The sequence below is a fragment of the Faecalibacterium sp. OM04-11BH genome (genome assembly GCF_003482185.1).
Lineage (GTDB): Bacteria > Bacillota > Clostridia > Oscillospirales > Ruminococcaceae > Faecalibacterium > Faecalibacterium tardum.
Map to the genome: position 1 here is coordinate 25,786 of NZ_QULS01000015.1, position 11,765 is coordinate 37,550.

Genomic DNA, 11,765 nt, shown 5'->3' on the forward strand with positions numbered 1-11,765 from the left:
AAAAAGGTATCTACCAATTTTCCTTTAGGGAGCGGCAGAGGTTCTTCCAGTTTCATACTGGATAATGTAACGCTCCTATGAAGATCCTCATACAATCGGTTGGATCAATGCAAATATGTCCTCCTTTGTGGAGTTCATCAACACGCTGTCATAAGCCCGGAGTTCCCCTGCGAACAAAACATTCCGATATAAAAAGGACGCTGCCGCCTCCGGGTGAGAGGTTGCAGCGTCTTTTCGGCATCAGAGGGCGAATGATCTGTCAGACCGAACGGCTCCCAACGAATGCGATGCTTTTAGCTTGCGTCTTTCTGTTCGTCAAGAATGCGCCAGCCGTCCATCAGGTCTGAATTTTCCATAATAAAGGTGTGGGCAGTATCCTGTCCCCACGAGTTGTCGTATTTCAGCATCAGATAATCGCTCAACTCGGTTCGATTTTTGAACTTCAACAAGCGATACGGCTCCTGAAAAGCAACCTTTTCGACAAAATATACCACATCCGATGTGGGAAGCATAACGCCGACATGACCGATCATAAGAGAATTGTCCGTTTCAGAGAATTGGTCGTGCAGGACTACGGAGACGAGACGGATCTTATCATCTTCTACGAAGGAGAGACCGCGTTTCTTCCATTCCTGTTGAATCGTTTTCAAATGGGTAGGAATATCGGTCGTATTAGTGGTTTTAACTGGGGCGAACAGCGCATCAAACTTTTGCCGTTCGTCGCCGCAAAGGGATTCCGGGTCAGAATCCAGTGTTTCATAGTCCATAAACAGGGTGTCCTCAGCTGAGTCAAGATCTGCCTTGCCCGTGACAGTGATAAAATCACCGAACAGCCCACAAGCGGTGATTCGACAGTTCCAGCCGGGGAAGGTGTCATATTTTTCCGTCCATGCGTCCTGCATGGAGTAAGGATCGTATTTCAGGTCCAAAGGCTTGGCGTTTTCAAAACCTGTGGTGAGCCATGCCGGGTCCACAGCATTGTTGAACTTTTGCACATGATCAAAGAAGATCTGTATCCGCAGGTCGGATACGCCGGCATCCTGCAAAAGTTTGGAAAGAAGATCCTGTGTATCCGAATCTGCTAAATTGGAGTATTCGATTTGCTGAAGGACGGGCTGAGAGGTTTTTTGAGTGCAGCCTCCTGCCAGAAGCGCACCGCAAAAAAGTGCAGCGGTGCAGACAAGAAAAGTTCGACGTTTCAAAAATGGTCACCTCGTTGTGTTTTTCGGAAAGCTTCTTTGAGTGCCGGAGTCTCAACCATAAGCGAAGAGAGCAACGCCGTTGGTCTCGTAACGAATGGTATCACAGATAAACAAAGAAAATCAATGACTTCTGTCGTATTTGACCATATATAATGTTGCAGTATCCATATCCCATACGGCTAATGTCCATTTGGGAAAAGACAATGCGGCAGTTTTCTGAACGATTTTCTTCATGTCGGACACAACAGGAGTATACCCAAGTTGGAATAAAAATTTTCCGTTTTTTCCGAACGGAAGGTTCAAATCGCTTTCCAGATAGACGGACCAAACAGAAATAATCCGAACTTGTTTCCGATAGGAGATGGGTTCGGATTATTTGTTTTCTTCGGAAAATTAGCGTTTACGAAGCAATGAAAGCCCCAGTGGGGCTTTTAAGCGACGGAACGGTCTGCGTTAGCAGATGGAGGGGCTTTGCCCCGACAAGTTCCATGCAGGTGTCCGTGAAAGATGAAATCCGAAATCATAGATTAACCGACATAAGCCACAACATGATTTCAGGAGGACATGAACATGAAGTACGATGCAAGAGCTTGCCATTTCAACATGGACACCGGCTGCGTGGAGCTGCTGCTCCGGGATGGAAGAGAAATCTCCATTGACTGCACCGGGGTCGAGGATGCACTGGATGTGACCATGGCACAGAGGTCAGAGTTAGACTACCTCATTTATAATGACCCACTTGGTTATGCCGATTTGATTCTGAATGGCAATCCAGAAGAATACTTGAAAAACGTAACCGGGAGCCATGGGTTAGAAGATTAAGAAAAATGCCGTTCCAAAAGCAACTGGAACGGCATTTCTTATTTTTCGCCATTCGGCATCTTCTGTCCCCGCAGCTCCTGTCGGATGGCACGGAACTGCTCCGGCACATCCGCATCGGTCATCGCACCGGGGACATCCACTGTCCCAGCGGCTTTGGCGGCTTCATAGAACCAGCATTTATACTCCACGGTTTCCAGCGTGTGCTGTAACTGCTGGATCTGCTGGGTGAGCACCTCGCGCTGATGCCGGAACATTTCCAGCCGGGTGTCAATGGTGTCGTCTCCCTGCATGGAAAGCTCAATATACTGCCGGATATCTTTGATGGACATTCCGGCCTTTTTCATGCAGCAGATGACCTGCAGCCACTCGAAGTCGTTTTCCCGGAACATCCGAATGCCGCCGGAGGAACGCTCCACAAAGGGAAGTAACCCTTCTTTGTCGTAGTAGCGCAGGGTGGAGGCAGGTACGCCCATCCTTTGTGCCATTTCACCTACGGTATAGATCATCTGAAACCTCCGTTTTTTCAAAAAGCCCTTGACTTAAAGTGCGCTTTAAGTTGTATGATAAAATCAAACTTTATCAACATCATAATGCGGATGCACTCCGCTGTCAAGGAGGTTCCTATGAGCAAGAAGGTATTGATTTTGTCCGGCAGTCCCCGGAAGGGCGGCAACTCTGATATTCTATGCGATGAATTTCTGCGTGGAGCGCAGGATGCCGGGCACAAAGCAGAAAAGATCCGAGTCGCTGAGAAAAAGGTGGCTCCCTGTTCCGGCTGCTACTACTGCAGCACCCACGGTGGAGCCTGCGTCCACAAGGATGATATGGCAGACATCCTGCAAAAGATGATCGATGCCGATGTCATTGTGCTGGCAAGCCCGGTATACTTCTACTCCATCAGTGCCCAATTGAAGGCAGTGATTGACCGTACCGTGGCACGGTGGCTTGAGGTCAAAGACAAGGAATTCTACTACATCACCACCATGGCAGACGAGGAAAAAGCCTCTGCGGATACTACGCTGGCCTGCTTCCGGGGCTATGCAGACTGTGTGGAAGGTGCCGTGGAAAAAGGCGTCCTTGTAGCAAGTGGCGTTTACGAGCCGGGTGCAGTGTGCGGTACGCCTGCCATGGCACAGGCTTACGAGATGGGGAGGAACGTATAATGGCAGTAAAACAGACAGCAGGGCGGGATGCTCTGGGCAAATTTGCACCAAAATTTGCAGAACTTAACGATGAGGTACTATTCGGGCAGGTGTGGAGCCGAGAGGATAAACTCTCCCTCCGGGACCGCAGCCTTGTGACAGTGGTAGCACTGATGGCGCAGGGACTGACGGACTCCTCGTTTCGGTATCACCTGACGGCAGCAAAAAACAACGGCATTACCCGGTGTGAAATTGCAGAGATCCTGACCCATGCGGCATTTTATGCAGGCTGGCCCAAGGCGTGGGCGGCTTTCCGCATGGCAAAGGAAGTCTGGGCAGAGGAATCTGCAGAGGATGCCAAGGCAAAGCACCAGAGTGAAATGGTGTTCCCCATCGGTGCATCCAACGACGGTTTTGCACAGTATTTCAGCGGAAAAAGCTATCTGGCACCCTTGTCCACCGCACGGGTTGGCATTTACAACGTCACCTTTGAGCCGGGCTGCCGGAACAACTGGCACATCCATCATGCCGCAAAGGGTGGCGGGCAGATCCTTGTCTGCGTGGCAGGCCGGGGCTACTATCAGGAATGGGGCAAAGCGCCGCAGGAGCTGCATCCGGGCGATGTGGTGAATATTCCCCCGGAGGTCAAGCACTGGCACGGTGCTGCACCCGATTGCTGGTTCTCTCATCTGGCAGTGGAAGTGCCCGGCGAAGGCACCTCTAACGAGTGGTGCGAGCCGGTGCCGGAAGAAACCTATAAGGAGTTGCGGTGATGCGGTTTGATGTACACCCAACCGCGATGAAACAAAAACAGGGTGCGCCCTGAATAGGACGCACCCTGCCTCGCAATTCATGATTTGATTCGTTGGCAACGACCGTGAATTGCATATCGCAAACAGGTCGTTGAGAATTGCGCTGCCTGTAAAACTTGCGATTAAAGCCACAGATAACAGCGATATGTACAACAGGGCGTTCCCCATCGGGAACGCTCTGTTTCTCTTTGTTTGTGGGCTGGCCTCATTTGGTTTTGACCACAATGCGGGTGGCTTTATATTGCGACAAAAAGCGGACAGCCGTTTTGTGGCTGCCCGCCGGGGATATGAAATGGTTTATCTGTCATGCGATCCTATAATTTATATTGCATAAAATTGCCATTGTGAACAAACCCAAAATTGGAATATACCTATTTTATATACGCTCCAGTCCTCCGTAAACTGCGCTTTATCGCGCCTAAAGAGACAGCGCTTTCGCCTGAGTTACAGAATATACTCCATCTGACGTTCCTTGGTTTTCATGCCCATTTTTTCATAAAAGTGTTCTGCCGAAGTGTTCCCCGCCCAGACGTTCAGGGTTACCTCATAGCAGCCCAGCGCTTTTGCTTGCTGCTTTACATATTCAAACAGGCTTTCCCCGATGTGTTGCCCGCGCGCCTGCTTGTCAACGCAAAGGTCATCAATGAACAGGGATTTGAAGGGCACCATATTGGTGGAGAAAGGCTGCTCTTTTAGCTGACAGAAAGCATAGCCCATGCATACATCGTCCTCGTTCACGGCAACATAGATGGGCTTATCCTCCTGCTTCAGAAGCTCTGCTAACTCACAGACAGTGTATTTTGTGGTGCCGGGAATAAAAATATCCGGGCGGATCTCTGCGTGGATCTGCAGCACCTGCCCCAGCAGCGCAAGCAGTCTGGGAATGTCTTTTTCCTCGGCTTTACGAATGTTCATTTTTTTGCTCCTTCCATTTTTTGGATTTTACATTTCCAGTATACCACATCGGGCGGCGCAGGAAAAGAGAAAATGCAACCACCGATAGCAAACAAAAACGCGAGCGACCGCTTTGGCCACTCGCGTTTTTATTTGTTGGGCAGGCTGCTTACACAAGATACGGGTCCAGCAGGGCGTCTACCTCTTTTCTGCGTTTGGGGGAGGGCTTTTTCACGGCACGGCCGCGGCAGACCACCAGTTCCAGATGCTGCAAGGCCCGCAGATCCTCCAGCGGGTTTTCACGCGTTACGATAAAATCTGCGCTTTTGCCGGGTGCGATAGAGCCGGTCACATCGTCGATGCCCGCCAGCTGCGCGTTGCGCAGGGTGGCCGTGTAGAGGGCGAAACGGTTGCTCACGCCGCAGTATTTATGGAAGTAGCACAGCTCCCGCCAGAAATCGTACTGGGTAATATAGGGGCAGCCCACATCGTTGCCCAAGCCCACTGGAATGCCGTTTGCCAGCGCAGTCTTGGTACTCTCGATTACACCGTCAAAGACGATCTTGCCGTTGTACTGGTCTTTTTCCGACGCGCCCGAAACGGCGGTGTCAAACAGTGCGTAGGGCAGCGCAGGGGAGATGGTCGTGCACAAAAATGCGCCCCGCTCCTTATACAGACGCACCGTCTCCTCATCCATTTTTGCACCGTGCTCGATGGAATCCACACCGTTTTCCAGCGCAGCCTTCACGCCCGCAGGAGATTCGGCATGGGCGGCAACAGTGTAGCCCAGCTTGTGGGCTGCATCGCAGACGGCTTTGATCATCTCCGGCGGCATCTTCATCTCGCCGGGGGTGCCCTTTTCGGTGGTGTCCAGCACGCCGCCGGTGATCATCAGTTTGACAAGGTCTACCTTCTGTTCACTGGCCTTTTTCAGCTGTGCCAGCGCTTCGGCGTTGTTGTGTGCCGCCACTGCTACTGAGCCTGCCATGTGCCCGCCCGGCACCGAGATGCCCTCGTTAGCGGCCAGAATGCGGGGTGCCAGCACCTTCCCGGCGGCGCTGTCGTCCCGGCAGCGGGTGTCAAAGTCCGCAATGCCGCCCACAGTGCGCACGGTGGTCACGCCGCCCAGCAGTTCCAGCTTAGCATAGCTGCATACCAGCCGGTAGGCGATGGCGCGGGTCAGTCTGTTGCTCAGGATCTTACGCACCAGCGCCGCATTGTCCCGGGGCTTTGCGCTGGGCTTGCCGTTGCCCGCCAGATGGACGTGCAGGTTGATGAGCCCCGGGCAAAGATACCCGCCGCGCAGATCGATGACCTCGTAGCCGTCAAGGTTTGCACCCGCATCTGCGATAGCGGTGATCTTGTCGTTCTCGGTCAGCAGCACCTTGCCCCGTACCGGTTCCATCTGCTCGGTGCCGTCCAGAAGGATGCCGTTTGTGTATGCGCGCTTCATGTGTTCCATCCTCTTTCCGTTGTATTTTTAGAGTGCAGACTGCCTTATCCGTCCAATTTCTCCTGTGCCCGGTATTGCAGCGCTTCCAGCAGGGAGTCCTCGTCCAGCAGGGTCTTGCCGGCAAGGTCGGCCACGGTGCGGGCTACCCGCAAAATGCGGTCGTGTGCCCGGGCAGAAAGCCCCAGTGCATCGTAGGAGCTGCGCAGTAGCTGCTCGGCACCGGGGGTCATACGGCAGATACGCCGCACCTGTCCGGCGTTCAGCTGGGCGTTGCAGTGCACTCCCTTAAAGCCCGGCGCAGCGTAGCGTTTGGCCTGAATGGCACGGGCAGCCAGCACCTGTTTGCGCAATTCGGCGCTGCTCTCGGAGGGGGCGGCGGTGTGCAGTTCGTCAAAGGCGATGGGGTCCATCTCCACGCACAGGTCGATGCGGTCCAGAAGCGGGCCGGACACCCGGCTGCGGTACTGCCGCACCGCGCTGGGCGAACAGGTGCAGGCGCGGGTGGGATGGCCGTAGTAGCCGCATTTGCAGGGGTTCATGGCGGCTACCAGCTGAAAGTGGCTGGGGTAGGTGGCGCTTCCGGCGGCGCGGCTCACGGTGATCTGTCCGTCCTCCAGCGGCTGGCGCAGCACCTCTAAGCTCTCGCGGGAAAACTCCGGCAGCTCGTCCAAAAACAGTACCCCGCAGTTGGCCAGACTGCACTCGCCCGGACGGAACTGTGCCCCGCCGCCGGCTAGGGCGGCAGCGCTTGCCGAGTGGTGCGGGCTGCGGAAGGGGCGGGCAGAGATCAGCCCGCGTCCCTGCGGCAGCTGCCCGGCGATGGAGTAGATTTTGGTCGTCTCCACCGCTTCCTCCCGGGTCAGAGGCGGCAGGATGCCCGGCAGCCGCTTTGCCAGCATGGATTTGCCGGTGCCGGGGGCACCCGTTAAAAGTACGTTGTGCCCGCCTGCGGCTGCAATGACCATGGCGCGCCGTGCCAGCGATTGCCCCATTACGTCCGCGAAATCCGGCACCTGCTGCCATGCGTCCTCCGGGTTAAAGGGGATGACAGCGGCAGGGGAGAGGGGGCGGATGCCCTTCAGTGCCTCCACCACCTCTCGGGCGGTGTGGGCAGGGTAGACGGTCATGGTGTCGGCACAGGCTTCGGCTGCTTCGGCGGCGTTCTCTGCCGGGACATACAGCGACCGGATGCCGTGCTCAGCAGCGGCAAGCGCCATGGGCAGTACGCCGGACACCGGACGCAGACTGCCGTCCAGTGCAAGCTCGCCCAGAAAGGCAGCGTCGGCGGGCACCTCTTCCAGCTGTCCGCTGGCGGTCAGCAGCGCCAAAAGCAACGGCAGATCGTACACCGGGCCGGTCTTGCGCACATCGGCGGGGGCAAGGTTGATGGTAATGCGCCGGTCCGGGAAACGGAATCCAAGGTTTTTAATGGCGGCGCGCACCCGGTCGGCGCTTTCCCGCACGGCAGAGTCCGGCAGGCCGACAATGGAAAATGCGGGCAGCCCGCCGGAAACATCGGCCTCCACTGCAACGGCAAAGCCGCGCAGTCCGTTCAGGCCAAAGCTGTTGGTCACAGAATACATGGTGTCCCTCCCTGCATGGCGCATGGTTTGTCAAAAATGCCAAAAGTGGAAAATAATGGATATATCTACTATGCTTCGACAATTTTTTCTGTTTGAAATCATTATAGTAAAGCACAGGAAAGTTGTCAATGCAGCAGAAAGGAGAACGAGAGATCATGACAAATTGGGAATGTTGCCGGTATATCCGTACCTATTCAGAGCTGGAGGGCTTGCAGCACGCCTGTACGCTGGTATACTGTGCCGCTTCCACCCCACAGGGGGTGCTGGCACAGCTGCGCCGGGAGCAGGGCGGCAGGGTGCGCAGCAGCACAGTACTTGCTCCGACAGACAGCTTTGGTCGGATAATGCGGCTGCTGCGCTACCTGTGCGAAAACGGCGTGGGGCCGGAGCAGTGGCTGGAGGTGCTGGAGGATGTGCACCAGCCCTACCAGCTGCTGGATACATCAAAAAACGCAATGAATATGGCAGAAGAACCGGTTTTTTGTGGTATTTGTCGGTTTTAAGGGCACAAACTTCGGCCATTTTACGCAATTGACATAAGCGGAGCAAGAGTTTATAGTATAAGTAGGTTTACACAAACCGTTTCGATCCGGGGAAAAAGATTTTAAACAAAGGTAAGGTGTACAAGATGTATCTGGATGAATACAAGCGCTGGCTGGCAGCGGATCTGGAGGATGCAGACCTGAAGCCGGAGCTGGCAAAGGTCGAAGGCAATGACGATGAGATCAAGGATCGCTTTGCTGTGGCGCTGAAGTTTGGTACCGCAGGTCTGCGCGGTGTGCTGGGTGCCGGTACCAACCGCATGAACATCTACGTTGTCCGTCAGGCAACGCAGGGTCTGGCAAACTGGGTGCTGACCCAGGGCGGTACCCAGACCGTGGCCATCAGCTACGACAGCCGCCTGAAGAGCGATGTCTTTGCCAAGACCGCCGCAGGCGTTCTGGCAGCCAACGGCATCAAGGTGCGCATCTATGATGCCCTGATGCCTGTGCCCGCGCTGAGCTTTGCTACCCGTTACTATAACTGCAACGCCGGTATCATGGTCACCGCCTCCCACAACCCGGCCAAGTACAATGGCTACAAGGCCTACGGCCCGGACGGCTGCCAGATGACCGATGACGCCGCCGCCATCGTCTACAACGAGATCCAAAAGACCGATGTGCTCACCGGCGCAAAATACGTCTCCTTTGCCGAGGGCGTGGAGAACGGCATGATCCGCTTTGTGGGCGATGACTGCAAAAAGGCTCTGTACGATGCCATTGAAGCACGTCAGGTGCGCCCGGGTCTGTGCAAGACTGCCGGTCTGAAGCTGGTGTACAGCCCGCTGAACGGCTCCGGCCTTGTGCCCGTGACCCATGTGCTCAATGATATGGGAATCACCGATATCACCATCGTGCCCGAGCAGGAGTACCCCAACGGCTACTTCACCACCTGCTCCTATCCCAACCCCGAGATCTTCGAGGCACTGAAGCTGGGTCTGGAGCTGGCCACCAAGACCGGTGCCGACCTGATGCTGGCTACCGACCCCGACGCCGACCGCGTGGGCATTGCCATGAAGTGCCCGGACGGCAGCTACGAGCTGGTGTCCGGCAACGAGATGGGCGTTCTGCTGCTGGACTACATCTGCGCTGGCCGCATTGAGAAGGGCACTATGCCCAAGAACCCCGTGGCAGTCAAGTCCATCGTGTCCACCCCGCTGGCAGACGCTGTGGCAAAGCACTACGGCGTGGAGATGCGCAATGTGCTGACCGGCTTCAAGTGGATCGGCGACCAGATCGCCAACCTCGAGGCTGCCGGCGAGGTCGATCGTTTCATCTTCGGCTTTGAGGAGAGCTACGGCTATCTGGCTGGCCCCTACGTCCGCGATAAGGACGCCGTCATCGGCTCCATGCTCATCTGCGAGATGGCCGCTTACTACCGCAGCATCGGTTCCTCCATCAAGCAGCGTCTGGAAGAGATCTACGCTCAGTACGGCCGCTACCTGAACAAGGTGGACAGCTTTGAGTTCCCCGGCCTGACCGGCATGGAGAAGATGGCTTCCATCATGCAGAAGCTGCGTGACCAGCCCCCTGTGGAGCTGGCTGGCCATAAGGTGGTCAAGGTGACCGATTATAAAAAGCCGGAAGAGACCGGCCTGCCCGCTGCCAACGTGCTGATCTACACGCTGGAAAACGGCGCTACCGTGGTGGTGCGTCCCTCCGGCACCGAGCCGAAGATCAAGACCTACTTCACCACGCTGGGCAAGGATCTGGCGGAAGCACAGGCACAGAAGGACGCTCTGGCCGCTGCCATTGAGCCTATCCTGAAGTAAAACTATCCCAAAGCATCTGCGGGGCTGCTGCACGTTTTTGTGCAGCAGCCCTTTTTGTGTTCAGCAGACAGTTGACCGGAGCAAAAGCCTTATGGAGGTGCCGCAAAGTTTACCGCCACCGCGAAAAGCCGTCCCCTTGGGGAAGGTGGCTGCGAACGTAGTGAGCAGACGGAAGGGGTCAGCGCCTGAGAGGGCGAAAGTGCACACTCTGGGTGACTGTCCTTTCAGGACAGACCGCAGGGCTTTATGCAGCACGGATGCACTTTTGCTGTGTAAAATCGGTTGAAGTTTGCGCTGTGATACGCTATAATAAAACATGGTTTATTATAAGCCGCTGTGGGCGCGCAGCGCGGCACAGCGGCAGGGTAGGTGGAAGAGATGGAAAAAACTGTATCGGCAGTATTGGTGGCGGCGGGCAGCTCGACCCGCATGGGTTTTGATAAGCTCAGTTTTGATCTGGGAGGCGAAACGGTGCTGCACCGCAGCATCCGCGCCTTTTCCCAGTGCCCGCAGGTTACCGAGCTTGTGCTGGTGGCGGGCAAAAACCGGGATTTTGTGGCGCAGCAGGCGGCGGATTGCCAAAAGCCTGTGCAGATCGTAGCGGGCGGGGCTACCCGCGCCGAGAGCGCAAAAAACGGCGTGCTGGCGGCGCACGGAGAACTGGTGGCGGTGCACGATGCCGCCCGCCCCTTTGTGAGCGCAGCGGTCATTACAGCGGCGCTGGAAGCTGCCGCCCGGTGCGGCGCAGCAGCCCCAGCGGTGCCGGTGAAGGATACCATCAAGACCGCTGCCCGGGGCGATGGAAAGACCGTGCCCCCGGACTGCACGGTGCAGACGACCCCGGACCGCAGCACCCTGTATGCGGTGCAGACCCCCCAGTGCTTTGACCGTACAGCGTACCTTGCGGCGCTGGAAGAACTGGACGCCGACCGCGCCCGCCTTGTTACCGATGATTGCAGCCTGTTTGAGCTGACCGGACGCCCGGTGCAGCTGACGCAGGGCGACTATGCAAACCTGAAGATCACCACCCGGGAGGATCTGCCCCGCCCGGCACAGAGGAAGGAAACGGAAATGCGTATTGGACACGGCTATGATGTACATCGTTTGGTGGAGCAGCGCAAGCTGATCCTTGGCGGGGTGGAGATCCCCTTTGAAAAAGGCCTGCTGGGGCATTCGGATGCAGACGTGCTGACCCATGCGGTGATGGATGCCGTGCTGGGCGCAGCGGCGCTGGGGGATATCGGCCAGCATTTCCCGGACAATGACCCGGAGTACGCCGGTGCCGACAGCCTGAAGCTGGCCTGCCGCGTGGCGCAGATCCTCAAGGAGCATGGCTGGCGCATTGAGAACATCGATGCCACCCTGCTGTGCCAGCGCCCCAAGCTTGCACCCCATATCCCGGCCATGCGTGCCAATCTGGCGGCGGCCTTCGGCCTGCCGGTAGAGGCGGTAAGCGTAAAGGCCACCACGGAGGAGCATCTGGGCTTTACCGGCGAGGGGCTGGGCATTGCCGCCCACGCCGTCGCCCTGATCGAAGCTGTGTAAG

At 56.2% G+C, this 11,765-nt stretch carries 11 protein-coding genes; 6 read left to right on the top strand and 5 right to left on the bottom strand.

Going from position 1 to position 11,765, the window contains the following annotated elements; all coding sequences use genetic code 11:
• Positions 1 to 293: 293 nt before the first annotated feature.
• Complete coding sequence (locus tag DXB44_RS11905; protein WP_243111137.1) at positions 294 to 1,202, bottom strand: DUF4300 family protein; 909 nt, start codon at positions 1,200 to 1,202, stop codon at positions 294 to 296.
• 570 nt (positions 1,203 to 1,772) lie between these two features.
• Between DXB44_RS11905 and DXB44_RS11915 the strand changes: the two genes are divergently transcribed.
• Entirely contained in the window at positions 1,773 to 2,024 is a 252-nt protein-coding gene (locus tag DXB44_RS11915) for a DUF6061 family protein (protein ID WP_097780007.1), read from the top strand.
• Positions 2,025 to 2,062: 38 nt separating this feature from the next.
• On the opposite strand, the gene DXB44_RS11920 is transcribed toward DXB44_RS11915, so the two are convergent.
• Positions 2,063 to 2,530: a MerR family transcriptional regulator gene (locus tag DXB44_RS11920; RefSeq protein WP_118658850.1), complete on the bottom strand. Its 468-nt coding sequence runs from the start codon at positions 2,528 to 2,530 to the stop codon at positions 2,063 to 2,065.
• A 117-nt stretch (positions 2,531 to 2,647) separates the two neighbouring features.
• Between DXB44_RS11920 and DXB44_RS11925 the strand changes: the two genes are divergently transcribed.
• Both DXB44_RS11925 and DXB44_RS11930 read left to right on the top strand, forming a co-directional pair.
• Positions 2,648 to 3,187, top strand: a complete 540-nt coding sequence (locus DXB44_RS11925; protein ID WP_118658851.1) for a flavodoxin family protein — start codon at positions 2,648 to 2,650, stop codon at positions 3,185 to 3,187.
• On the top strand, positions 3,187 to 3,939 hold the full coding sequence (locus DXB44_RS11930) for a carboxymuconolactone decarboxylase family protein (RefSeq protein ID WP_118658852.1): 753 nt from the start codon (positions 3,187 to 3,189) through the stop codon (positions 3,937 to 3,939). Before DXB44_RS11925 ends, DXB44_RS11930 begins: the two co-directional genes overlap by 1 nt.
• Positions 3,940 to 4,422: 483 nt before the next feature.
• Here DXB44_RS11930 and DXB44_RS11940 read toward each other — a convergent pair whose 3' ends face one another.
• The 3 genes from DXB44_RS11940 to DXB44_RS11950 form a co-directional block, all read right to left on the bottom strand.
• Entirely contained in the window at positions 4,423 to 4,893 is a 471-nt protein-coding gene (locus tag DXB44_RS11940; RefSeq protein WP_118658853.1) for a GNAT family N-acetyltransferase, read from the bottom strand.
• 148 nt (positions 4,894 to 5,041) lie between these two features.
• Positions 5,042 to 6,325 carry an amidohydrolase family protein gene (locus tag DXB44_RS11945; protein WP_118658854.1) on the bottom strand — a complete coding sequence of 428 codons (1,284 nt, stop codon included), beginning with the start codon at positions 6,323 to 6,325 and terminating at the stop codon, positions 5,042 to 5,044.
• Between the two features lie 44 nt (positions 6,326 to 6,369).
• Positions 6,370 to 7,908 carry a YifB family Mg chelatase-like AAA ATPase gene (locus DXB44_RS11950; RefSeq protein ID WP_118658855.1) on the bottom strand — a complete coding sequence of 513 codons (1,539 nt, stop codon included), beginning with the start codon at positions 7,906 to 7,908 and terminating at the stop codon, positions 6,370 to 6,372.
• A 155-nt stretch (positions 7,909 to 8,063) separates the two neighbouring features.
• On the opposite strand from DXB44_RS11950, the gene DXB44_RS11955 reads away from it, so the two are divergent.
• The 3 genes from DXB44_RS11955 to ispF all read left to right on the top strand — a co-directional run bounded on the left by DXB44_RS11955 (position 8,064) and on the right by ispF (position 11,764).
• Positions 8,064 to 8,411 (top strand): hypothetical protein, encoded by a 348-nt coding sequence (locus DXB44_RS11955; protein ID WP_243111139.1) that lies wholly within the window; start codon positions 8,064 to 8,066, stop codon positions 8,409 to 8,411.
• A gap of 125 nt (positions 8,412 to 8,536) precedes the next feature.
• Positions 8,537 to 10,219: a phospho-sugar mutase gene (locus DXB44_RS11960; protein ID WP_118658857.1), complete on the top strand. Its 1,683-nt coding sequence runs from the start codon at positions 8,537 to 8,539 to the stop codon at positions 10,217 to 10,219.
• A 378-nt stretch (positions 10,220 to 10,597) separates the two neighbouring features.
• Positions 10,598 to 11,764: a 2-C-methyl-D-erythritol 2,4-cyclodiphosphate synthase gene (gene ispF / locus DXB44_RS11965; RefSeq protein WP_118658858.1), complete on the top strand. Its 1,167-nt coding sequence runs from the start codon at positions 10,598 to 10,600 to the stop codon at positions 11,762 to 11,764.
• Position 11,765 lies beyond the last annotated feature (1 nt).

What these genes read in the sequence shown, in the direction of transcription:
- DXB44_RS11945 (WP_118658854.1), bottom strand. Translation starts at nt 6,325, where the DNA reads ATGAAGCGCGCATACACAAACGGCATCCTTCTGGACGGCACCGAGCAG.
- DXB44_RS11930 (WP_118658852.1), top strand. Translation starts at nt 3,187, where the DNA reads ATGGCAGTAAAACAGACAGCAGGGCGGGATGCTCTGGGCAAATTTGCA.
- DXB44_RS11920 (WP_118658850.1), bottom strand. Translation starts at nt 2,530, where the DNA reads ATGATCTATACCGTAGGTGAAATGGCACAAAGGATGGGCGTACCTGCC.
- DXB44_RS11940 (WP_118658853.1), bottom strand. Translation starts at nt 4,893, where the DNA reads ATGAACATTCGTAAAGCCGAGGAAAAAGACATTCCCAGACTGCTTGCG.
- DXB44_RS11915 (WP_097780007.1), top strand. Translation starts at nt 1,773, where the DNA reads ATGAAGTACGATGCAAGAGCTTGCCATTTCAACATGGACACCGGCTGC.
- DXB44_RS11955 (WP_243111139.1), top strand. Translation starts at nt 8,064, where the DNA reads ATGACAAATTGGGAATGTTGCCGGTATATCCGTACCTATTCAGAGCTG.
- DXB44_RS11960 (WP_118658857.1), top strand. Translation starts at nt 8,537, where the DNA reads ATGTATCTGGATGAATACAAGCGCTGGCTGGCAGCGGATCTGGAGGAT.
- ispF (WP_118658858.1), top strand. Translation starts at nt 10,598, where the DNA reads ATGGAAAAAACTGTATCGGCAGTATTGGTGGCGGCGGGCAGCTCGACC.
- DXB44_RS11925 (WP_118658851.1), top strand. Translation starts at nt 2,648, where the DNA reads ATGAGCAAGAAGGTATTGATTTTGTCCGGCAGTCCCCGGAAGGGCGGC.
- DXB44_RS11950 (WP_118658855.1), bottom strand. Translation starts at nt 7,908, where the DNA reads ATGTATTCTGTGACCAACAGCTTTGGCCTGAACGGACTGCGCGGCTTT.